Raw genomic sequence first — 22,212 nt, 5'->3', positions numbered from 1 at the left:
AGGCTCATCGATCGAAAGGCGCGTGACATGCCGTTCTATGGCTTCGAGGATCTTAGGCCCGTCGTCGATCCGACCGCGTTCGTGCACCCCACGGCGGTGCTGATCGGCGACGTCATCATCGCGCCCGGTTGCTACGTGGGGCCCAACGCCGTGCTGCGCGGAGATTTTGGCCGGTTGATCCTGGAGGAGGGGGCCAACCTGCAGGACAACTGCGTCATGCACAGCTTTCCGGGCCATGAGGCCGTGATCGAAGCGGCCGGCCATGTGGGCCACGGCGCGATCCTCCACGGCTGCCGCGTGGGCCGCAACGCCCTGATCGGCATGAACGCGGTGATCATGGACAAGGCTGAAATCGGGGCCGACTGCATCATCGGGGCCATGAGCTTCATCAAGGCCGGGACCGTCACCGCGCCCGCCACCCTCTGGGCCGGCAGTCCGGCGCGCCCGGTCCGGGCGGTGTCCGAGCAGGAACGCGCCTGGAAATCGCAAGGCACCCAGGAATACCAGACCCTGGCGCGCCGCTGCCTGGAGGGGCTGTCGCCCTGCGAGCCGCTGGCGCGCGCCGAGCCTGACCGTCGGCGCCTGGCGGGCTCCTACGCCCCGCTCTCCGAAACGCGCGCCTGACATCTCGCACGGGTCCCCACGCTCATTTTCCTCGACCGGAGCCACCATGACCGATCTCCTGGCCACGCCCGCCGAACCGGTCCGCCGCGACTGGCGCATCTTCTTCCTGTGCTTTGCCGTGGCGATGATCGACGGGTTCGACACTCTGTTGATCTCGTTCATCGCGCCGACGCTGTCGGGCGACTGGAACCTGAGCGACGGCCAGCTGGGGCGGCTGTTCACCGCCGGCCTGATCGGCGCGGCCGGCGGCGCGTTCGGATCGGGCCTGATGGCCGACCGGTTTGGCCGCAAGCCGGTGCTGGTGGGGTGTGTCGTCCTGTTCAGCCTGGCCTCCCTGGCCTGCGCCTTGGCGCAATCGCCCGCCACCCTGCTGGCGCTGCGGGTGATCGGCGGCCTGGGCCTGGGCGGAGCCATCCCGGCGATCGCCGCCATGACCGCCGAAACCACGCCGGCGGCCCGGCGCTCGGCGGCGGTGACACAGATGTTCATCGGCTTTCCGGCCGGCGCGGTGCTCGGCGGGACGATCAGCGCCTGGCTTGTCGACGCCGAAGGTTGGCGCGCGGCTTTCGTGCTCGGCGGCGTCCTGCCGGCGCTGCTGGTTCCGGTCTTGATGAGGCTTCGCGAGCCGGCGTCCTGGACCGCCCGCCACGCCGTCCCCGAACGGGCCGGCGGTCTGCGGGACGGTCTGGCGGCGGCCAGTCTTTTGCTTTGGACGACGGCGTTCTGCGTGCTGCTGCTGGGCTACTTCCTGGTCAGCTGGACGCCGATGATGCTGGCGCGAACCGGCCTGGCCGACAGCCATGCGGCCCTGGGCGCCGTGGTCCTCAATCTGGGCGGCGTCGCCGGGGCGATCGTCATCAGCCAAGCCTTTCGCCGATTTGGCGCCTTCACGCCCGTGGCGCTCGCCCTAGGCCTTGGCGCGGGTCTGGTCGTGCTGCTGGGTCGCCTGCTGCATGTGCCCGCCCTGGGCTTTGGCCTGATCTTCCTGACCGGCGCTATGGTGATCGGCGCCCAGCTCAACCTGCCGACCATGGCCGCCGCGCTCTATCCCGTCGCTTCGCGCGCCACGGGCGTCGGCTCGACCATGGCCGTGGGCCGGATCGGCTCGATCATCGGCCCGGCCGCCGGCGGGCTCCTTCTGGGCCTGGAGATGGAAAGATCATCGCTGTTCCTGATCGTCGCGCTGCCGGCCATCGCCGGCGGCCTGGCGCTGCTGATGCTGGCCAGGTTCAAGCCGCGCGCGACGCCGGCCTGACGAGGCGCGGCGCAAGGGGGCTCAAGACGACGTCCGACAAGGCGGCGCCGCGGGCGCGCCGACCCGGGCTCGACAACAGCGACGCCTGCGATCCCGAACGCCGCCTCGCCGCGAGGTCGGTCTCAGGCGTCGTAGTCCAGCACGACGTCGTCGGTGAGCGGAACGGCCTGGCAGGTCAGGACGTAGCCTTCGGCCACCTCTTCTTCGCTGAGGCCGTAGTTGACCTTCATGGCGACCTCTCCGCTGACCACCTTGGCCCGGCAGGTGGCGCACACCCCGGCCTTGCAGGCGTAGGGCGCGGGCATGCCCGCCGCGCGGGCGGCCTCCAGGATGTTGCCCTTGGTCGGATCAAAGGCGAGCTGACGACGCCGGCCTTCAAGCGTGATCTGCACCTTCAGGCCCGCGGCCTTCTGCTCAAGCTCCCGCTCGACGGCCACCTGCGCGTCGGAGGCGCGACCCACCGTGAAGCGTTCGATCAGGATCTTCTCGGCCGGCACGCCCGCGCCGACCAAGCCCGCTTCGGCCGCGTCCATCATCGGCCCCGGGCCGCAGACGAAGGCGGCGTCCAGAGCCGAGGGATCGACCAGCGAGGCCAGGACCTGCGCCGTGCGGGCCACGTCCAGGCGGCCGTTGAACAGCTCGACCTCCTCGGCCTCGTCCTCCAGGAAATGGAACACCTGAAGACGGTCCATATAGCGGTTCTTCAGGGCCGCCAGCTCCTCCAGGAACATGATCGAATTGGATTCGCGATTGGCGTAGAGCAGCACGAAGCGGCTGTCGGGTTCGATCCGCAGCGCCGATTTGAGCAGAGACAGGATCGGGGTGATGCCCGATCCCGCCGCGAAGCCGGCGTAGGTGGCCGCGCGCGCCGGATCGAAGGTCCAGGTGAAGCTGCCGTGCGGGGCCATGACCTCGATGCGGTCGCCGACGGCCAAGACGCTGTTGGCCCAGGTGGAAAACACCCCGCCGGCCACCTTCTTGACCGCCACCCGCAGCTCGCCTTCGTGCGGCGCCACGCAAAGCGAATAGTTGCGCCGCACGTCCTCGCCGCCAATCTCGGCGCGCAGCGTCAGATGCTGACCTGAACTGAACCGAAACGTGTCGCGCAGATTCTCGGGCAAATCGAAGCTCAGCGAAACCGCCTCGTCGATCTCCCGGCGGACATCGGTGATTTTCAGGGAATGGAACGACACCGACATGGTTCTTCTCTCAATGGCATTTAAAGCGGTCGAACGGCTCCAGGCAGCCGAGGCAACGCCACAGCGCCTTACAGGGCGTCGACCCGAAACGACTGACCTCGACCGTGTCGGTCGACGCGCAGCGCGGGCAGGCGACAAGGTCGGCCCCGCGCAGCGAACGGGAGTCCGCGCCTGGCGGCGGCGGCGCGATGCCGTAGGCCAGCAAGCGCGAGCGGCCTTGCTCGGTGATCCAGTCCGTCGACCAGGGCGGCGACAGGACGGTTTCGATCCTCACCGCGCCGAATCCGGCCGCGTCCAGCGCGATCCGCACCGAGGCCTCGATGGCCAAGGTGGCGGGGCAGCCGGTGTAGGTGGGGGTGATCAGCACCGCGGCCGGCGTGGCGCGCACCCCGCGCACGATCCCAAGATCGACCACCGAGACGGCGGGGATTTCGGGGTCGGGCACCTGGGCCAGCACCGCCAGGATGCGGTCGACCGCGGCGGCGTCGAGCGATGCGCCGGTGCTGATCATGACCCTACCAGACGGCGTCCGGATAGGTCCGCTGCAGATACTGCATCGGCGCCAGCAGATGGCCCAAGTGCTCGGAATGGTGGCCGACACGGCCGCCCTTCACCCCGCGCGGATAGACCGGCAAAGGCAGGGTGGCCTCGGTGAGCACGGTTTCGATGGTCTTGTCGAACCCCGCGCGCAGGACCGCCTTGTCGATCGCCACGCCTGCGGCGGCCAGCTCGGTCTCGACCGCGTCCATGTCGAACAGCTCCTCGACAAAACGCCAGCACCAGTCCAGACCGTCGATCATTCGTGAGCGGCTCTCGTCAGTGCCGTCGCCCAGGCGCACGACCCAGTCGGCGGCCAGTTCGGCGTGATAGCGCACCTCCTTGACGGCCTTGGCGACGATCTCGGCCAGTCTCGGTTCGGCGGACGCCGCCAGCCGCTCGAACAGGGCCAGCTGGAAGGTCGAGAACAGGAACTGACGCGCCACGGTCTGAGCGAAGTCCCCGTTGGGCTGCTCGACCAGCAGACAGTTGCGGAACGCCAGGACGTCGCGGCGGAAGGCCAGCTGATCGGCGTCGCGGCCAGCCCCTTCGACCTCCCCGGCCAAGCCCAGGAAGAAGGTGGCCTGGCCGATCAGGTCCAGGCCGACATTGGCCAGGGACAGGTCGATCTCGAGAGCCGGCGCCTGGCCGCACCATTCGGTCAGGCGCTGGCCCAGGATCAGACTGTCGTCGCCCAGCCGCAGCAGATATTCGAAGAGGGATTGACGCTCGGCCATCTTAGATATGCTTCACGATATCGGGGATGTCGTAGAAGGTCGGATGGCGATAGACCTTGGTTTCCGCCGGCTCGAACAGCTCGCCGGCCTGGGCCGGATCGGACGCGACGATGTCGGCCGAGCGCACGACCCAAAGACTGACGCCTTCCAGGCGCCGCGTGTAGACGTCGCGGGCGTGGCGCACCGCCAGCTCGGCGTCGGGCGCATGCAGCGAACCGACATGTTTATGGGCAAGCCCGCCCTTCGAGCGGATGAAGACTTCCCAGAGCGGCCAATCTTGGCTCATCGTTTTTCCTTGATGCTTAGGCGGCGCGCCGCGCGCGGCGTTTGTCTTCGTGCGCCAGGGCGGCCTCACGAACCCACGCGCCGGCGTCCCAGGCGTCGTTGCGCGCCTTGAGGCGTTCCTTGGCGACCGGACCCTCGCCGCGGACCACGGCGTAGAACTCCTCCCAGTCGACCGCCCCGAAATCATAGGCGCCGCGCGCCTCGTTCCAGGCCAGGTCGGCGTCCGGGACGCTCAGGCCCAGATAGTCGGCCTGCGGCTTGGTGATATCGACGAACTTCTGACGAAGCTCGTCGTTGGTGTCGCGCTTGATCCGCCAGCGCATGGACTGGGCGGTGTTGGGCGAGTTGTCGTCAGGCGGCCCGAACATCATCAGCGACGGCCACCACCAACGGTTCAGCGCGTCCTGGGCCATGGCCTTCTGCTCGACCGTGCCGTTGGCCAGGACCATCATGATCTCGTAGCCTTGGCGCTGGTGGAAACTCTCCTCCATGCACACCCGGACCATGGCCCGGGCGTAGGGGCCATAGGAGGTTCGCTGCAGCGGCACCTGGTTCATGATCGCCGCGCCGTCGACCAGCCAGCCGATGGCCCCGATGTCGGCCCAGGTCAGGGTCGGATAGTTGAAGATGGTCGAGTACTTGGCCTTGCCGCTGAGCAGGGCCTCGGTCAGGTCGTCGCGGCTGACGCCGAGGGTTTCGGCGGCGCAGTAGAGATAAAGGCCGTGACCGGCCTCGTCCTGGACCTTGGCCAGCAACACGGCCTTGCGGCGCAGGCTCGGCGCCCGCGTCAGCCAATTGCCCTCCGGCAGCATGCCCACGATCTCGCTGTGGGCGTGCTGGGAAATCTGGCGGATCAGCGTGCGGCGATAGGCCTCCGGCATCCAGTCCTTGGGCTCGACGAACTCGTCGGCCGCCACCCGCGCCTCGAACGCGGCCAGCAGTTCGGGGTCCTCGCGCAGCAACGGCGTCGGGGCCTTGGGATCGGGCTTGCCAAGTTCGGTCGTGTACATCGCATCCTCCTTGGGCGTCGAAATCCGTTCTATAATTGTCCGACCGATCGGTCAACTAATTATCCGAACCTAGACCCGCTCCACCGCCAGGGCGATGCCCTGTCCCACGCCGATGCACATGGTGCACAGCGCGGTCTTGCCGCCGGTGCGCGCCAGCTGCTCGACGGCCGTCAGCACCAGACGCGCGCCGGACATGCCCAGCGGATGGCCCAGGGCGATGGCGCCGCCGTTGGGATTGACGTGGGCCGCGTCGTCCGGGAGACCCAGACGGCGCAGCACGGCCAGGCCCTGCGAGGCGAAGGCTTCGTTGAGTTCGACCACGTCGACGTCGCCGATCGACAGGCCCAGCCGCGCCAGAAGCTTCTCGCTGGCCGGGGCGGGGCCAATGCCCATGATGCGCGGCGGCACGCCGACGGCGGCGCCGCCCAGGACGCGGGCCCGGGGCCTCAGGCCGTATTTCGCCGCGGCCGCGGCGCTGGCGACGATGATGGCGGCCGCCCCGTCATTGACCCCCGAAGCGTTGCCCGCGGTGATCGTGCCGTCGGGACGAACGATCGGCCGAAGTTTGGCCAGCGCCTCGATGCTGGTCTCGCGCGGGTGCTCGTCGCGCGAGACCACCAAGGCCTCGCCCTTCTTTTGCGGAATGGTGATCGGAACGATCTCGACATCGAAGCGGCCGGAGGCCTGGGCGGCCGCGGCCCGGCGCTGGCTTTCGACGGCGAACCTGTCCTGGTCGGCGCGCGAAACGCCAAAATCGTCGGCGACGTTCTCGGCGGTCTCGGGCATGGAATCGATCCCGAACTGCGCCTTCAGGGTCTTGTTGACGAAGCGCCAGCCGATGGTGGTGTCATAGACGGCGTTGTCGCGCGAGAAGGCGCTTTCGGCCTTGGGCATGACGAACGGCGCGCGGCTCATGCTCTCGACGCCGCCCGCGACGATCAGTTCGGCCTCGCCGGCCTTGATCGCCCGGGCGGCCATGGCGACGGCGTCCAGGCCCGAACCGCACAAGCGATTGACCGTGGTGCCGGGGGCGGACTCGCCAAAGCCCCCCAGCAGGGCGGCCATGCGGGCGACATTGCGGTTGTCCTCGCCGGCCTGGTTGGCGCAGCCCAGGATCACGTCGTCCAGAGCGCTCCAGTCCACGCCGCGGTTGCGCTCGACCAGGGCGCGCAAGGTGGCGGCGGCCAGGTCGTCGGGACGAACGCCGGCCAGGGCGCCGGCGTAGCGGCCGATCGGCGTGCGGATGGCGTCGCAGATGAAGGCGTCAGACAAGGTCGATCTCCTGGGTGGTCGAGGTCGCCGCGGCGAGCAGGAAGGGGGAGGGGCGGTAAAGCGGATCGGCCGTCTCGGCGGCGATGTGGGTCAGGGCGGAGGCCAGGCGCTGGACGCCGTAACGGCGGGCCCAGGCCAGGGGTCCCTCCGGATGATTGGCGCCCAGCACCATCGCCTCGTCGATGCCGTCCAGGCTCGCGACCTCGTCGCCGGCCGCGTCGGCCGCGGCGTTGGCCAACTGGGCCAGGGTGCGCAGCACCAGCAAGCCCGGGCGGTCGGCGATGAACAGAGCCTCCTTGCCGATCGCCTGGACGAAACCCGCGGCGGTGGCGGCCGCGTGATCGTCGACGGCGGTCATCACCAGGGTCCTGGCCGAGGAAAAATCGCGCGCCGCGTCGAGCAGGACGTCGGCGTCGGTGCGGCTGGCCAAGGCCCGGCCGTCGCCCAAGGCGATCCGGATGCCGTCGACCTCCAAGACGTCGGGCGCGAAGGCCGCGTCGAAGCTGAGGGCCACGCCGGCGTCGCTGGCCGCGGCGGCCAAGGGGGCGACCTCTCCGAGCCGGCGCGCCTCGATGACGAGGTTGGGCCGCGCCGCGGCGGGCGCCAGATCGGGCGCAGGCAGGTCCCGGGCGTAGTCGTAGACCCCCGACCCCGATTTGCGTCCCAAGGCGCCGGCCTCGACCAGCGCCTGCTGCGCGGCCTGGGGCCGAAAGCGGGTGACGCCGTCATAGGCCTCGTAGACCGAGGTCGCGACCGCGTAGTTGACGTCGTGGCCGATCAGGTCGGCCAAGGCCAGCGGCCCCATGCGAAAGCCTCCGGCCGCCGTCAGGGCGTGATCGATGGCCGCCGGCGGCGCGCCCTCGGCCAGGGCGGCGAAGCCCTCCGCGTAGTAGGGCCGCGCCACGCGATTGACGATGAAGCCCGGCACGTCGCGCACCGTCACCGGATGCTTGCCCCACCGGCTCATGAGGGCGGACGCCGCCTCGATGGTCTGGAGGCTGGTGGCGGCCGCGCCGATCACCTCCACCAGCTTCATCGCCGGGACCGGATTAAAGAAATGCAGTCCCAGGAACCGTTCGGGGTGGGTCACGGCGGCGGCCAGGGCCTGGATCGACAGAGAGGAGGTGTTGCTGGCCAGGATCGCCGTGGACGGCGCCGCGGCCGCCAGCTGGGCGAACAACGCGGCCTTGACGTCGAGCCGCTCGACGATGGCCTCGATCGCCAGGGCCGCGTCGGACGCCCGGGCCAGGTCGGTCGTCCAGGCGATCCGCTCGGCCGCGGCGGCCTGGTCGGCGGCGGTCAGGGCGCCGCGCCGCGCCAGACTGGCCAAACCCGCATCGACGCTGGCGCGCCCCCGGGCGAGCGCGGCGTCGTCGCGATCGATGACGCGGACCGGATGGCCGGCCAGCGCCGCCACCTGGGCGACGCCCGCGCCCATGGCGCCGGCCCCCACGATCACGATCACGGCGTTCGATTGGATATCCATCGCTTCCCCTAACGTCCTTTGGACGGCGAAACAATAATAGACCGTGCGGACGGTCTATTTAAAATCAGGACGGTCGCGCCGGACGTCCGACGCTAGCGGTCGAGCGTCTCGAACAGACCGATCAGCTTGGACAGGTCTTCGTCCTTGGAGATCTCGGGATGATCGGGCAGGTCGTAGAGCTTGGCGCACAGGCTGGTCAGCGGCGTCAGCCCCGCCGCGCCGCCGGCGAGCTGGAGCGCCAGGCCCACGTCCTTGGCCATCAGGCCGATCGCGCCCAAGCGGGGGAGAAAGAGATGCTCGGCCATGCGCGGCCCGAAGATCTGCAACGGCGCGGAGTCGGCGAACCCGCCCGCCAGCGCCTGCGGCAGCCGGCTGACCTCGACGCCGGCCCGTCGGCCCACCGCCAGGGTCTCGGCGATCATCATCACATTGCAGGCCACGATCATCTGGTTGCAGATCTTGGTGGCCTGACCCGCCCCCGAGGGGCCCATATGCGTGACCCGCGCGGCCAGGGGCGCCATCAAGGGAGCCAAGGCCTCCAGATCCTGGGCCTCACCGCCGGCGAACACCACCAACTGCCCCGAACTGGCGCCGCGGACCCCGCCGGACACCGGCGCGTCGACCCAGCCGGCGCCCAGGGCGGCCGCCCGCTCGGCGAAGGTCTTGGCCGCCTGTGGATCGCCGGTCGAGAAATCGGCGATCCATCGCCGCGCGCCGGCCGGCGCGGCGCTCAGCAGGCCGCCGGGACCAAACACCACGGCCTCGACCGCGACGTCGGAGGTCAGGCAGAGACCAATCAGGTCGGCGCGCGCGCCGACCTCGGCCGGCGAGGCCGCGGCGATCAGCGCCCCCTCCAGCGCCAGCTGGGCCAGTTTGTCGGGCGAGCGGTTCCAGGCCACGACCTGGAGTCCGGCGGCCAGAAGCCGGCGAGCCATGGGCAAGCCCATGTCGCCCAGGCCGATGAACCCGAAGACGGGGGCGGGGCGGTCCGGTGTGGCCTGTTCGCTCATGAGTCGCGCTCCCAGATGACGGCGCCGGAATGGGTGACGGCGCCCAGGTGGGCCGAGCCGACGGTGGCGGCGTATTTTTCCAGCAGGCCGCCAAGCTTGCGAAGCTGGACGGGCGGACGTTCGGCCCGGCGGGCCTGCAGCGCGTCTGCGTCGAGCTCCACCGTCAGGGCCTCGACGCCGGGCGTGGCGTCGATGGCGACGATGTCGCCGTCACGCAGCAGACCGATCGGGCCGTCGCTGGCCGCCTCGGGCGACACATAGCCGATGCACAGGCCCCGGGTGGCGCCGGAAAACCGTCCGTCGGTGACCAGGGCGACCTTCTCGCCATTGCCCTGTCCGTAGATCAGGGCGGTGATGCCCAGCATCTCGCGCATGCCCGGTCCCCCGCGCGGTCCTTCGTTACGGATGACGATCACGTCGCCGGGCGCGTAGTCGCGCGCCTGGATGGCGACCAGGCACTGCTCCTCGGATTCGAACACCCGCGCCGGCCCCCGATGCTTGAGCGTCTTCAGGCCCGCCACCTTCAGCAGCGCCCCGTCCGGGCTGAGGTTGCCCTTCAGCACCACCACGCCGCCGGTGGCCGCGAGGGCTTGATCGCAGGCGCGAACCACCTCGCCGTCGGGTTCAGCGGCGGCTTCCAGTTCATCGGCCAGGCTGCGGCCGGTGATGGTCAGGCAATCGCCGTGAAGATGGCCCGCCTTCAGCAGGGCTTTGAGGATCACCGGCGCGCCGCCCACGTAGAAGACGTCCTTGGCCAGGTATTGGCCGCCGGGCTGCAGATTGGCGATCAGCGGCGTGCGGGTGAAGACGCGGGCCACGTCATCCATGGTGAACCTGATCCCGGCCTCGTGGGCGATCGCCGGCAGGTGCAAGGCCGCGTTGGTCGAGCCGCCGGTCGCGGCCACCAAGGCGCAGGCGTTTTCGATGGCCTCCCGGGTGACCAGGTCGCGGGGCAGGGGCGCATCGCCCATCACCGCGGCCATCAGCACCTTGCCGCTGCGCCGGGCCAGCGGCGCGCGTTCCGAATAGACCGCCGGCACCATCGACGACCCCAGCAGGGCCAGGCCCAGGGTCTCGGAAATCATGCCCATGGTGTTGGCGGTGTACTGACCCGCGCAGGATCCCGCCGTCGGCAGGCAGGCCTTGGTGTAGGCGTCCAGCTCCGCCTCGTCGGCGGTCCCGGCGATCACCTTGCCGATCATCTCGTAGGTGTCGACGATGTTGAGGTCGCGCCCCTCGCGCCGCCCGGGCAGGGCGGAGCCGCCAAACAGGAAGATCGAGGGCACGTTGCAGCGGACCATGCCCATCATCAGGCCCGGCATGTTCTTGTCGCAGCCGCCGATGCCGAAGATCCCGTCCCACTGGTGGCCGCGGGTGGTGGCCTCGACGCTGTCGGCGATCAGCTCGCGCGAGATCAGGGAAAACCGCATGCCTGAATGGGCCACCGACAGGCCGTCGGACACCGACACCACCGGGCACTCGTGCGGCATGCCGCCGGCCGCGTAGACGCCGGTCTTGGCGTGCTGGGCCTGGTCGCGCAGCGTCATGTTGCAAGGACTCATGTCCCCGCCGGTATGGATGACGCCGATATGGGGGCGGACGATCTCCGCGTCGTCCTGGCCCAGGGCGTAGAGAAAGCTGCGAGTCGGGGCCCGGACCAGCCCCTCCCGGATGGTGGCGGAGCGGAAGCGGCGATCGGTCATGACGGTTCATCCCTCGTGCGGCGCCGCGGCCGTCTCGCGCCGATCCTTGAGCGAGCCTGAACGCGGCGCGGGGGCCGCGCCCATCCTAAGGCGGGCGCCTGCCGGTTCTCTTTGGTCAAGGCTGCCCGATTGCCGTGCCGGTCGCAACAAAATAACCCGTCCGGTCGGACTATAATTGACAACTGTGACGTCTTGATTGAATCGCCGGCAAGCGGCGAAAAGACCTGACCCGGCGCGCGAGCGCGCCAGGTCAGGCAGTCGCCTAGAACTTCCGATCAAGAGACAGGTACCACTCGCGCGGCCGGGCGTAGACGCCCTCCCACACCCCGGCTGAGTCGCTGTAGCCCGAGGAGGTCAGGAAGCGCTCGTCCGTCAGGTTGCGGCCGCCCAGCGTCGCGCGCCAAACCCCGTCGACCGTCTCGTAGGCGATCGCGGCGTTGAGCAGCGGATAGCTCTTTTGCGAGGCGATGGCGTTGTTGGACGAGGTGAAGAACACGTGGGATCGATAGCTGTAGTCGATGCGCGGGGTTAGGGTGCCCTTGTCGCCCAGATCGATGGCGTAGGACGCCGACAGGCTGGCCGACCATTTGGGAACGAAGGGCAGGCTGTTGCCCGCCGAGATGCTGGGCACGGTGGCGTCGACCTCGGTGTAGCGGGCGTCGAGGTAGCTGACCGATCCGTCGATATGCAGCCGACGCAGCGGAATATAGGTGAACTCCAGCTCCGCGCCGTCGATCTTGGCCGCGCCGGCGTTGCCGACCAACGTGCCCAAGACGCCCGGATAGCTGAAGTCGACCTGCACATCGGTGTAGTCGGTGTGGAAGGCCGCTAGGTTGAGCCGTAGATTGCGCTGCGGCGTTTCGTACTTCAGGCCCGCCTCGTAGAGCGTGGCGAACTCCGGAGAAAAGGAGATCGGCTTGGCGACCGGCGAGGAGTAGCGGGCGTTGAAGCCGCCGCTCTTGAAGCCCTTGGAATAGGTGGCGTAGGCCATCAGCGCGCTGGCCAGGTCATAGGAGACCGTGATGCGCGGCGAGGTTTCCTCGGAGGTCTGGCTTTGCCAGGTGTCGTCCACGACGATCAGCGTTCCGATCGGCGAGCGCACCCCGGCGATCACCTGCTGATCGGTGCGGAATTTCTTGGTCTCGCTGGTGTAGCGCAGGCCCGCGGTCAGATGGAGCTTGTCGGTCAGGTCATAGGTGCCCTCGCCGAACACCGCGTAATTGCTGTTGCGGGTGTGGTTGAGCCCCTGCACGCCGTTGACGTCTCCGGAGCTCTGGTAGTTCTCGAAGGCGCTTTCCTTGAAATAATAGACGCCGCCCAGCCATTTGAGCCGATCGTCGAACGCGCGGCCCGTCACCTGGAGTTCCTGGCTGAACTGATCCTGGTCCTCGGAGATGTCCGAATAGAGGAAGTTGTACGGAGTGTGGTCGGTGTCGCGAGCGAACGAGGCCTGCACTTCGCGATAGGCCGTGATCGACTTCAACCCCACCGCGCCCAGGTCCCAGTTCAGGGTCAGGCTCGTGCCCCAGATGTCCAGATCCGAGCGCGACGGCGCGGTGCCGTTGGAGGTGTAGGGATCCTTGGTTTCCCAGGCCGCGCCAAAGCAGTTGCGGCTGGCGTTGGGAGCCGCCGCGCAGCCCCCGCCGATGACGACGCTGTTCTCCAGGAAGCCCAGGGGAAAGGCCGTGCCGTCCAGCTTGAGCGCCACGTTCGGCGCCGAGGCCTCGCGCTTGCGGGTGCCGTCCACGGAGAAGAGGGCGGTGAACCGATCATTCGGCTTCCACTCGGCCTGGAAGCGGCCAGCCAAGGCGTCGTCGCCGCCCAGCTTTTCACCGGTCTGCAGGCGGGTCACATAACCGTCCCGGCGATGGTAGAAGCCGCTGAATTTGGTGAGCAGTTGATCGGAGAGCGGAACGTCCACCGACGCCTGCAGTTGGCGGCGATCGTCCGAACCGATGGTCGCGGTGACGTCGCCGCCGAACTCCGCCGCCGGCGCCTTGGAGACGATGCTGAGCGCGCCGCCGATGGTGTTGCGGCCAAAGAGCGTGCCTTGCGGGCCGCGCAGAACCTCGACGCGCTCCACATCGACCAGGTCCAGCACCGCGCCGGCGCTGCGGGCGACATAGACGCCGTCCAGATAGATCCCCACGCCCGGATCGGTGTTGATGGTGAAATCGATCTGCCCGATGCCGCGAACGAACACGACGGCGGCCGACGGATTGCCTGACAGCGGGGCCGAACCTTGCAGCGTGAGGCTGGGCGTGCTCGAGGCGATTTCGGTGATGTTGGTGATGCCCTTGGCCTTGATCGCCGCGGCGCTGACCGCGGTGATGGCGATGGGCGTATCCTGCAGGTTCTCCTCCCGCTTGCGGGCGGTCACCACAATCTCTTCGATTTGCCCGGTGTCGGACGGCGTGACGGCTTGCGCGAACGCGACGCCATGAACGCCGACGCCTGCGCCGACGGCGACGGTCGCCATCAGCCAGCGACGCCCAGTTTGCCTGCGCTTGGTCATGGTCTCTCCCCTATTTTTGTTTATTTTTTTAGCCCATGCGAGCTGGCGCTCGCTCCAGGCGGACCGGCCCTAGGGCCGGTGCATGTCCCAGGGCGTCTTGCCGGCGGGCAGCGTCGGCCGCCGGGTCAGGTCGTCCATCGACTCGCCCGCCTCGTACCGGCTGGCCAGATCCTCGGGGTCGATGATGATCCCCATGAAATTCTCGTCGTAGGCGCCGGAGGCGAAGAAGGCGTCGATGTCGGCGACCGTGCGGAAGATATCGTACTGCAGCTCGACCTTGTTGCCGTCGACATCCCGGTAATAGAACGAGATCGTCGGACCGTGATTGATCGTCCAGTACGGCGTGATGCCTTCGGCCTTGAGCCTTTGGAAGGTGGCGAGCAACTGGCCCAGGTCGTCAAAGGTGAACGCCATATGGTCTAGGCCGGCCACGCCGGGGGGCGGCGTGGCGAGTCCTGGCATGTTGATGATGCCGATCCGGTGATGCTCGTCGTCGTAGGTCATGAAACAGACCTGCGCGTTCTCGTAGGCCGGGTGAGCATTGAGCACGGTGGCGTACCAGGCCTTCGCGGCCTCGAATTGCGACGTGACCAACACGAGGTGGGCCAGCTTCGCGGGACTCAACGGAGCCGGATGGCGCTCTGTCAGCGCTTGGCGTTTGGCGCCCATGTGCAACCTCCCATGATGGTCCGCTTTTGCGGATCTCGATCGTCCCGACAAGCGGACTTTTTGATTTTGCATGTTGTCGACAATCTGACAATCTTTTATTGATCGACTGTTCGGACTTTTAATCGGTAAGCTCGGATATCGCATGTTGTCGACAAACGGCTCGACCGACGCCGCACCATGCAGATGACGAAGAACACGCGGCGCGGCGCTCGCTCGAGCGATCCAGCGTCCATCAGGGAGAACGACATGAGCGGCTATTCACCCGTCCCCGCGGACGTACACGCGGCCATCCACGGAATCCTCGCCGAGTTCGGCTACCGCGTGGACAACGCCAAGGGCGACACCGTCGCGGCCCTGTTCGCCGAGGACGGCACGCTGGAAACGCCGCATTTCCGCCTGGCCAACAAGGCCGACATCCACGCCTGGTTCAGCGAACGCGCCACCAAGGGCGACCGGATTTCGCGCCACCATTCGACCAATGTCCGCATCACGCCCCTGGACGCCGATCGCTTCGAGGTGATCTCCAACGCCTTGACGATCGTGGGCGCGCCGCCCGCGCCGGCCCAAGGCGCCGCCGTCGCGGCGGGAACGTCGAGCGACATCGTCGTGCGGACCGCGCAAGGCTGGCTCTTCCAGTCGCGCAAACTGACCGTGGTGATCGAAGGCCGCATCGCCGCGCCTCCGGAGAAGACGGCATGAAACTCGTCCGCTTCAGCCATCAGGGACGCACCGCGATCGGCGCCTTGATCGAGGAGGGGATCGTTGATCTGCAACAGGCCGACGCGAGCCTGCCGGCCAGCCTGGAAGCCCTGCTCCGGGCCGGGCCGGCGGCGCTGGATCAGGCCCGGCGCGCCGTCGCCGCGGCGAAGGCCAGGATCCCGCTGGGCGAGGCGAAACTCCTCGCGCCGATCGTGGCCCCTCGCAAGTTCCTGGGCATCGGCTTCAACTACAGCTCCCACGTCGACGAGGTCCGCGCCAAGGGCCTGCCGATCCCCGACCTTTCCAACCAGATCTGGTTCAACAAGCAGGTCTCGTGCATCTCCGGCCCGACCGACCCGATCCACCTGCCGCAACAGTCGGACGAGTTGGACTATGAAGGTGAAATGGCCATCGTCATTGGCCGTCGCTGCCGCCGGGTGCCCAAGGACCAGGCCAGAAGCGTCATCGCCGGCTATATGATCTGCAACGATGTCAGCGTCCGCGACTGGCAGCTGAAGGCGCCCACCGCGACCCTGGGCAAATCGTTCGACACCCACGGCCCGATCGGACCGTGGCTGACGACCGCCGACGAGGTCGCCGATCCGGAAAACCTGTCGATCAAGACCTGGGTGGACGACGAGCTTCGCCAAAACGGCAACACCCGTGAACTGGTCAACCGCATCGACGACATGATCGTTTACCTGACCTCGGTGTTCACCCTGGAGCCGGGCGACATCCTGTCGACCGGCAGCCCCGCCGGGGTCGGCGCCGGCCAAAAGCCGCCCAACTATCTGAAGGTCGGTCAGACGGTCAAAATCGAGATCGAGGGCCTGGGCCAGATCGCCAACACCGTCGTCGCCGAACCGCTCGACGAAACCACCTTCATTCAATGAGCGGCTCCCACATGCGCGCCGTCCAGCACGCCTTTTACGGAAGCGCCGAGGAGGCGCTGAAACTGACCACGGCCGCGCCGGTCCCGCCGCTGGCGCCGGACCAGGTGCTGGTCAGGGTCGCCGCCACCTCGGTCAATCCGATCGATTGCGCCGTGCGCTCCGGCTACGGCTCGGTCTATTGGGAGGACGTTGGCTTCGTCACCCATCCGCACACGCCGGGGCGCGATGTCGCCGGCGAGGTCGTCGCCGTCGGCGCGGCGGTCGACGCCTACAAACCGGGCGACGCCGTCTGGGCCGGCACCCTCTCGGGGGGCTCGGCGGAGTTCGCCGCGATCCCGCAGGACTGGCTGGCGCCCAAGCCCCCCTCGCTGACCTTCCTGCAGGCCGGATCGATGCCCTATGTGGCGCTGACCACCTGGGCGGCGTTGGTGGACCATGGCGGCCTGTCGGCCCAGTCCGCCCGCGACAAGAAGGTGATCGTACCGCGCGGGGCCGGCGGCGTGGGCAGCTTCGCCATTCAGTTGCTCAAGGCCTGGGGCGCGCACGTGGCCTCGACCTGCAGCACGCGCAATGTCGATCTGGTCCGATCGCTCGGCGCCGACGTCGTCGTCGACTACACCAAGCAGGACTTCACCGAGGTGCTGAAGGACTATGACTTCGCCTTCGACACGGCCTTCGACTGCGAGGCCCAGTTACTGGGTGCGCTCAAGACCCATGCCGGCGCGGGCTATGTCAGCATCGTCACACCCAAGCTGACCTTGATCGACGAGTTGGGCCTGGAGGCTGGCCTGGCCAAGGGCAAGGACATCCTGGCCGAGCGGGTCGCGGCCCAGGCCAGGCTGGGGCGCCGATACGCCTGGTCGTTCATGCGGCCGAACGGCAAGGCCTTGAGCACGATCGGCGACCTGGTCGAGGCGGGAAAGATCCGTCCCGTGATTGACCGGGTCTATGGCCTGAGCCAACTGGTCGAGGCCCAGCTGTTCTGCGAAACCAAACAGGCCCAGGGCAAGATCGTCATCGACATCGCCGGCTAGGCGGCCCTGGCCCGCCCGGGAGACTCGCATCGATCGGCGTCAACCTCTCGGGCGATCCCTCAGCCGTCGATTGCATCTTGTCGACCGTCCGTGAGCCGCCTATGCGCTTGCAGGACGCTCTCCTCAATCGAACGACGCGCATGATCGAAACCGCTATCCCGCGATCCAGCCTTTTCACCGAAGTCGTCTCCCGGTTGCGGCAGGAGATCGTCGAAGGCGTCTGGCGTCCTGGCGCGCGCTTGCAGGAGCGCATCCTCTGCGCCCGATTCAACATCTCTCGCTCGCCCTTGCGCGAGGCCTACCAGGTGCTCGCCGCCGAGGGGCTGCTTGAGACTTCGCTCAATCGCGGGGTCGTGGTCAGCGCCCCAAGTCCAAGGCGGATTTTGGAGAATTTCGTTCTCCTGCGCACCCTTGAGGTCCTGGCCGTAGAACTGGCTTGCGAACACGCGACCGCCGACGACCTCCAACGCATATTCGACGCGGAGGCGGCGATGAAGCAGGCCGGCCTGGCGGGAAAGGAGAGCGCCTTTCTGCACGCCAACAACGAGGTTCACCGCCTGATCGTCGTGGCCAGCCGCAACCAGCCGCTGATCGACGCCCATACGGTCGTGTCCCGTCAGCTCATCCGCGTGCAAAATCTCAACGGTCCGCTGGAGCACAGTCTCGACGAGTCGATTGACGAGCACGACCAGTTCCTCACCGCGCTGGCCGCGCGCGACAAGAGCGCGGCCGCTCAGCGGTTCGACCGCCATCTGACAACCGTTGAAGACAATCTGCGGCGTCGGCTCGAGCCGTTCGCCGAGGAGGGGGACGCGGCGGGCGCCGGACCCCAAGAGACGGCGCCGCCGCCAACGCGCTGATCGTTTGCGGAAGCCGGCTAGGTCCGCACGCGCCCGGTCAGGTCGCCGAGCGCGACGAGATAGGCCAGATAGGCTTGACGTCCCTTCGACGTCAGTCGCACCTCGGTGCGCGGCTTGCGCTCCACAAAACGCTTGTCGAGCGTCAGATAGCCAGCGGCTTGCAACTTCAACAGATGGGCTGAAAGATTGCCGGGCGTAACGCCCAGCAAGCTCCGCAAGTCCATGAAGTCAGCCTGTTCGACCTCGTGAAGCCGAACGATGGCCGCCAACCTCACCGGGGCGTGGACGAGCTCGTCGATCCGGTCGACCTGGTAGCGGGACGTCATGCGCCCGGCCCCTCCTGGCGTCGCCCAAGGCGACGACGGCGAGGCGACGCGCCCTCGGCGTCGATCCGTCCGAGGGCGCGCCCGCTCACGATTCAGCGTCCAGCGTATCGGCGTCCAGAGTGCGCGTCGCCAGGAGGAAGAGCGGAACGGCGAGCGCCAGGCACAAGGTCAGCGCGCACAGGCTGGCCTTCAGACTTTCGGCCCCGAAATGCGGAACAAAGGCGTCGCTGAGCAGGCCGCCGACCAGGGGCCCCAAGCCCAGTCCGACGATGTTGACGATCATCATGAAAATCGCCGCGGTCAGGGCCCGCAGCTTGGGGCCCGCCAGGCTCTGGACCACGGCGTAAGCCGGGCCGGTCCACAGCCCGCCCGCCAAGGTCATGACGATCGACAGCCCCAAGGCCAGGTGAAGATCCCGAACCAGGAAAAAGGCCAGGCTCGCCGGGACGCTCAGGCTGAAGGAGGCCGCTATGATCCACAGCGGCGCGCGCTTGTCCCGGCGCAGCAGCCAGTCGTTGATCAGGCCGCCCAGCAGGATTGCGACAATCATCGTCGGGCCGGTCACCGCCGAATACTGCGCCCCGACCTGGCCCGCCGTCAGATGATAGGTCCGCATCAGAAAGGCAGGGATCCAGGTTTGATGGGCGTAGGCGCCCACGGCGCCTACCGCCATCCCCGCGCACAGCAACACAAACGCCTTGCGGCCCCAAAGGGTCTTGAAGGCCGCGCCCAGCGGCGGCGCGGTCTTGTCGGCCGCCTGGGCCTGGATATGGGCCAGGGGCTCCTTGACGGTGAAAATCACCAGCAAAGCCAGGATCACGCCGGGAATCGCGGCGAGGTAGAAGGCCATGCGCCAGCCGTGCCAGTCATTGATCAGACCGCCGCCGACCAGGGCCAGGCTCATGCCGATCGCGCCGCACACCCCCATAAGCGACAGCGCGAAACCCCGGCGCTTGGGCGAGAAATAGTCGGCGATCAAGGCGTGCACCGTGGGCAGGCCGCCGGCTTCGCCGACGCCGACGCCGGCCCGGGCCAGCAACATGGTGGCGAAGTTGATCGTCATGCCGCTGGCCGCGGTCATCAGCGACCAGAACCCGACCACGCCCGCCAGAACCTTGGCGCGGCCATGACGATCGGCCAGGCGCGCCATGGGCACGCCAAGCACGCTGTACATCAGGGCAAAGCCTATGCCGGCCAGCAGGCCCACCTGGGCGTCGGTGATGTGCAAGTCCCGCTTGATCGGCTCGACCAGGATCGTCAGCAGGAACCGATCGTAATAGTTCATCACCGAAACCAGCCCGACGATCAGCAGGACGTAGCTCGAGTACCAGGGCTTTCGCGTGAAATCGCTGCGCATGCCGTTCTTTTCCGCCCGTGTTCGCCGATGGTTGATCTCGGCCCCCGCGCCAGACAATACATAAGTGCATCATGGCCGCAAGGCCGCGGTCCCGCCCCCTTTGGCTTTAAGACGATTTGCCCGCCGAAGCGGCGTCACGCCTCCGACGCCTTGCGAAATCGGCCTGACTCCTGGCGAAGGCCGGAGCGGGGAATGGAGACGTCGAGGGCCCGACCAGGCCCCGGATTCTAAGGCGTTGCGCCCTTCAAGGACTCATCTGCATCGCCAACAGGCGCAATCAGCCAGGCCGCGGCCAAGTCGTCGACAAAGACAATACATACAGCACTGCATTGACGGATGCAGCACTGTATGGGAGCGTCCTCGATCAATGCAGTCGACACAGATCGGCGCTTCGCGATCGCCACAGATCGCATGGCCTGGGGCGGGACAGAATGACCGGAGCGCATTCGCTCAACGCATCCTCAAAGCAGCGCGCCTGGCCAAACCTTGGTGGTCCCGCTCAACGCCTCGTTCTGCGGGGCTCTCAAGAAGGGAGCGCACGCAAGTTCGCCCCCGGCGCCGTTTCGCCGCGTCCTTCCTGGAGAATTTCATGAAATCTGTCCTGATGGCGGGAGCCCTCGCACTCTCCACCAGCCTCCCGGCCGCGGCGGGTGATCTGTCGCCCGCCGGTTGGCCCAAGGCCGAGCGGGAACGGGTCGAACAGCTGGAGTTCGAACACAGCACGCCGTCCGAAGGCCGTGTGTTCGCCAGCGACGGCGGCGTCGTTTCAGCGACCGTCTCGCCGATAGCGGCCTATGCGGGGGTTCAAACCTTGAAGTCAGGCGGCAACGCCGCCGACGCGGCCACCACGGTGGCCCTGACCCAGATCACCACCCAGCTCGGCTCGGTGGTGTCCTATGCCGGGATCATCACCGGGCTCTACTACGAGGCCAAGACCGGCAAGGTTTATTCGTTCGACGGCGGCTACAATTCCTACCTCGGCGAGACCGATCCGGCGACTATCCCGGTCGGTGACCTGGGTCCCCTCAATTTCGGCGGGCCCAAGCCGACGATCGGCGGCGCCAAGGGCCGCGAGACCTTGGTGCCCGGGTTCATGGCCGGCCTGGAGGCTCTGCACGGCCGGTTCGGGCGCTTGCCGTTCAAGGATCTCTTCGCGCCGGCCCTGTACTACGACGAACAGGGCGTACGCATCTCCGCCACGCACGACCGCTTCCTCAAGCTGCGCCAGAGCTTCTTGGCGCGGACGCCCGAGGGGCGGGCCTTCATGGCGCAGGCCGGCGGCGAGACGCCGGCGGTCGGCGCGCTGTTTCGTCAACCCGATCTGGCCAAGACCCTGCGTGGCGTCGCCGCCCAGGGCTCGGCCTACATGTACACCGGCGCCTGGGGGCAGGAGTTCGTACGCGTCGTGCAGCGCGAGGGCGGCAAGGTCACGTCCGAGGACATGGCGCGCTACGTCGTGTCGTGGAACGAGCCGCACAAGCAGGATGTCTTGGGGGCCAGCGTCTACGTCAATGGCGGCCAGCATTACGGCGCCTACTATCTGTTGCCGGCGTTGAACCTGGCCGAAGCCAAGACCCTGCAGACCCGCGGTCCATATTGGTCGGATCCGGACGCCTTCGTGCAACTGAGCCGGATCAACGAGGCGGTCACCGCCGCCCCGGACCTGAACCCTCAGGTCGCCGCTTTCCTCAGGAGCAAGGGCGTGGACGTCTCGCCCGAGCACCAGTTGACCAAGGCCTACGCCGCTCAGGTCGCGCCCTTGATCGACGCGATGTTCGGCGTCAGCGACGTCAACGTCCCTCGCCATTCCAATTCGATCGTCGTGGTCGACAAGGACGGCAACGTCGCGGCCGTCACCCACACCATCAACAGCGTGATCTGGGGCGACACCGGCATCGTGGTCGGCGGGGTTCCAATCCCGGACTCGGCGGCGTTCCAGCAGGCGCGTCTGGCCAAGATGAAGCCGGGCGATCGCCTGCCGCATGAAATCATCGACACCATCGCCGTCAAGAACGGCAAGCCGGTCCTGGCCACCGCCGCCATCGGCTCCTCCCTCGTTCCCGAGACGATCCGCACCCTGGTCGGCGTGCTGGGACAAGAACGGGATCTCAACCAGATCATGAGCGCGCCGCCGCTGCTGTCGACCTTCGATCTGAGCGCAAAGCCCAAGGCGCCCGGCTCCAACCCCGTCATGGTTCCCAAGGGGCGCTACGAGGAGGCTTTCCTCGCCAAGCTGAGGGCCCTGGGCCTGCAGGTGACCGAAGTCGATCCGGCGATGGCGCAAGGCCTGCGCGGCACCCTGACGGCCGTGCGGATCGATCCCAAGACCGGTGAGCGCACGGCGGCCGACGTGCCGGGCGTGGCGGTGTTCAACGCCGTCCAATAGACGGCGTTGAACCCGAACGCCGACGCCGGCTTGCCTGTCTAGACCACGCCGCTTTCGCCAAGGAGGCGATCCATTTGCGCGGCCAGCTGAAAATCGCGCTGCGAGACGCCCCCGGCGTCGTGGGTGGTCAGGCGCACCTGGACCCGGTTGTAGACATTGAACCATTCCGGATGGTGGTCGGCCTTTTCGGCCAGGATCGCCACGCGGGTCATGAAGCCGAAGGCCTCGACGAAGTCGGCGAACACGAACGTCCGCTCGATCGCGGCGGCGGGCTCGTCCAGGGTCCAATCCGGCAGGGCGACAAGCCGCTCGCGGCAGGCGGCGGCGTCGAGGCGCTCGATCATCGGGAACTCCT

The 22,212-nt window shown here is 67.8% G+C and carries 21 protein-coding genes; 7 read left to right on the top strand and 14 right to left on the bottom strand.

Annotation, left to right across the window (positions count from 1 at the left end; all coding sequences use genetic code 11):
• Nucleotides 1–27 precede the first annotated feature (27 nt).
• On the top strand, nt 28–624 hold the full coding sequence (locus G3M62_RS24745) for a phenylacetic acid degradation protein PaaY (protein ID WP_165191471.1): 597 nt from the start codon (nt 28–30) through the stop codon (nt 622–624).
• A 46-nt stretch (nt 625–670) separates the two neighbouring features.
• Nucleotides 671–1,879: an MFS transporter gene (locus tag G3M62_RS24740; RefSeq protein WP_165191470.1), complete on the top strand. Its 1,209-nt coding sequence runs from the start codon at nt 671–673 to the stop codon at nt 1,877–1,879.
• Nucleotides 1,880–2,001: 122 nt separating this feature from the next.
• Here G3M62_RS24740 and paaE read toward each other — a convergent pair whose 3' ends face one another.
• From paaE to G3M62_RS24685, 11 genes are all read right to left on the bottom strand, one after another.
• Nucleotides 2,002–3,078, bottom strand: a complete 1,077-nt coding sequence (gene paaE, locus G3M62_RS24735; RefSeq protein ID WP_165191469.1) for a 1,2-phenylacetyl-CoA epoxidase subunit PaaE — start codon at nt 3,076–3,078, stop codon at nt 2,002–2,004.
• 10 nt (nt 3,079–3,088) lie between these two features.
• On the bottom strand, nt 3,089–3,589 hold the full coding sequence (paaD, locus tag G3M62_RS24730; protein WP_205692031.1) for a 1,2-phenylacetyl-CoA epoxidase subunit PaaD: 501 nt from the start codon (nt 3,587–3,589) through the stop codon (nt 3,089–3,091).
• A 4-nt stretch (nt 3,590–3,593) separates the two neighbouring features.
• Nucleotides 3,594–4,352 carry a 1,2-phenylacetyl-CoA epoxidase subunit PaaC gene (gene paaC, locus G3M62_RS24725; RefSeq protein ID WP_165191468.1) on the bottom strand — a complete coding sequence of 253 codons (759 nt, stop codon included), beginning with the start codon at nt 4,350–4,352 and terminating at the stop codon, nt 3,594–3,596.
• 1 nt (nt 4,353) lies between these two features.
• Complete coding sequence (paaB, locus tag G3M62_RS24720) at nt 4,354–4,638, bottom strand: 1,2-phenylacetyl-CoA epoxidase subunit PaaB (RefSeq protein ID WP_165191467.1); 285 nt, start codon at nt 4,636–4,638, stop codon at nt 4,354–4,356.
• Nucleotides 4,639–4,654: 16 nt separating this feature from the next.
• On the bottom strand, nt 4,655–5,647 hold the full coding sequence (gene paaA / locus G3M62_RS24715; RefSeq protein ID WP_165191466.1) for a 1,2-phenylacetyl-CoA epoxidase subunit PaaA: 993 nt from the start codon (nt 5,645–5,647) through the stop codon (nt 4,655–4,657).
• Nucleotides 5,648–5,716: 69 nt separating this feature from the next.
• Nucleotides 5,717–6,919 carry a 3-oxoadipyl-CoA thiolase gene (pcaF, locus tag G3M62_RS24710; RefSeq protein WP_165191465.1) on the bottom strand — a complete coding sequence of 401 codons (1,203 nt, stop codon included), beginning with the start codon at nt 6,917–6,919 and terminating at the stop codon, nt 5,717–5,719.
• Nucleotides 6,912–8,405 carry a 3-hydroxyacyl-CoA dehydrogenase NAD-binding domain-containing protein gene (locus G3M62_RS24705; protein WP_165191464.1) on the bottom strand — a complete coding sequence of 498 codons (1,494 nt, stop codon included), beginning with the start codon at nt 8,403–8,405 and terminating at the stop codon, nt 6,912–6,914. The genes pcaF and G3M62_RS24705 overlap by 8 nt, the downstream gene beginning before the upstream one ends.
• A gap of 92 nt (nt 8,406–8,497) precedes the next feature.
• On the bottom strand, nt 8,498–9,415 hold the full coding sequence (locus G3M62_RS24700; RefSeq protein ID WP_165191463.1) for an NAD(P)-dependent oxidoreductase: 918 nt from the start codon (nt 9,413–9,415) through the stop codon (nt 8,498–8,500).
• Nucleotides 9,412–11,118 carry a dihydroxy-acid dehydratase gene (gene ilvD / locus G3M62_RS24695; protein WP_165191462.1) on the bottom strand — a complete coding sequence of 569 codons (1,707 nt, stop codon included), beginning with the start codon at nt 11,116–11,118 and terminating at the stop codon, nt 9,412–9,414. Before ilvD ends, G3M62_RS24700 begins: the two co-directional genes overlap by 4 nt.
• Nucleotides 11,119–11,380: 262 nt before the next feature.
• Nucleotides 11,381–13,633 carry a TonB-dependent receptor gene (locus tag G3M62_RS24690; protein ID WP_165191461.1) on the bottom strand — a complete coding sequence of 751 codons (2,253 nt, stop codon included), beginning with the start codon at nt 13,631–13,633 and terminating at the stop codon, nt 11,381–11,383.
• 69 nt (nt 13,634–13,702) lie between these two features.
• A complete protein-coding gene (locus tag G3M62_RS24685; protein ID WP_165191460.1) occupies nt 13,703–14,302 on the bottom strand; it encodes a VOC family protein in 600 nt (199 codons plus the stop codon).
• 246 nt (nt 14,303–14,548) lie between these two features.
• Between G3M62_RS24685 and G3M62_RS24680 the strand changes: the two genes are divergently transcribed.
• The 4 genes from G3M62_RS24680 (at nt 14,549) to G3M62_RS24665 (ending at nt 17,788) form a co-directional block, all read left to right on the top strand.
• Nucleotides 14,549–15,001: a nuclear transport factor 2 family protein gene (locus G3M62_RS24680; RefSeq protein WP_165191459.1), complete on the top strand. Its 453-nt coding sequence runs from the start codon at nt 14,549–14,551 to the stop codon at nt 14,999–15,001.
• Nucleotides 14,998–15,894 carry a fumarylacetoacetate hydrolase family protein gene (locus G3M62_RS24675; RefSeq protein WP_165191458.1) on the top strand — a complete coding sequence of 299 codons (897 nt, stop codon included), beginning with the start codon at nt 14,998–15,000 and terminating at the stop codon, nt 15,892–15,894. Before G3M62_RS24680 ends, G3M62_RS24675 begins: the two co-directional genes overlap by 4 nt.
• An 11-nt stretch (nt 15,895–15,905) precedes the next feature.
• Complete coding sequence (locus G3M62_RS24670; RefSeq protein ID WP_165191457.1) at nt 15,906–16,928, top strand: zinc-binding dehydrogenase; 1,023 nt, start codon at nt 15,906–15,908, stop codon at nt 16,926–16,928.
• 140 nt (nt 16,929–17,068) lie between these two features.
• Nucleotides 17,069–17,788 carry a GntR family transcriptional regulator gene (locus G3M62_RS24665; protein WP_165191456.1) on the top strand — a complete coding sequence of 240 codons (720 nt, stop codon included), beginning with the start codon at nt 17,069–17,071 and terminating at the stop codon, nt 17,786–17,788.
• A 17-nt stretch (nt 17,789–17,805) separates the two neighbouring features.
• Here the strand turns inward: G3M62_RS24665 and G3M62_RS24660 are convergent, their stop codons facing one another.
• Both G3M62_RS24660 and G3M62_RS24655 read right to left on the bottom strand, forming a co-directional pair.
• Nucleotides 17,806–18,114: a winged helix-turn-helix domain-containing protein gene (locus G3M62_RS24660; protein WP_165191455.1), complete on the bottom strand. Its 309-nt coding sequence runs from the start codon at nt 18,112–18,114 to the stop codon at nt 17,806–17,808.
• Nucleotides 18,115–18,199: 85 nt separating this feature from the next.
• The gene (locus G3M62_RS24655) at nt 18,200–19,471 is read right to left on the bottom strand and encodes a spinster family MFS transporter (protein ID WP_165191454.1); all 1,272 of its coding nucleotides are present in this window, start codon (nt 19,469–19,471) and stop codon (nt 18,200–18,202) included.
• Between the two features lie 589 nt (nt 19,472–20,060).
• Here G3M62_RS24655 and G3M62_RS24650 point away from each other — a divergent pair.
• Nucleotides 20,061–21,857 carry a gamma-glutamyltransferase gene (locus G3M62_RS24650; RefSeq protein ID WP_165191453.1) on the top strand — a complete coding sequence of 599 codons (1,797 nt, stop codon included), beginning with the start codon at nt 20,061–20,063 and terminating at the stop codon, nt 21,855–21,857.
• Nucleotides 21,858–21,895: 38 nt separating this feature from the next.
• On the opposite strand, the gene G3M62_RS24645 is transcribed toward G3M62_RS24650, so the two are convergent.
• Nucleotides 21,896–22,201 (bottom strand): 4a-hydroxytetrahydrobiopterin dehydratase, encoded by a 306-nt coding sequence (locus G3M62_RS24645; protein ID WP_165191452.1) that lies wholly within the window; start codon nt 22,199–22,201, stop codon nt 21,896–21,898.
• Nucleotides 22,202–22,212 lie beyond the last annotated feature (11 nt).

This window comes from Caulobacter soli (assembly GCF_011045195.1).
Lineage (GTDB): Bacteria > Pseudomonadota > Alphaproteobacteria > Caulobacterales > Caulobacteraceae > Caulobacter > Caulobacter soli.
This window is presented reverse-complemented; position numbering and strand designations above follow the sequence as displayed.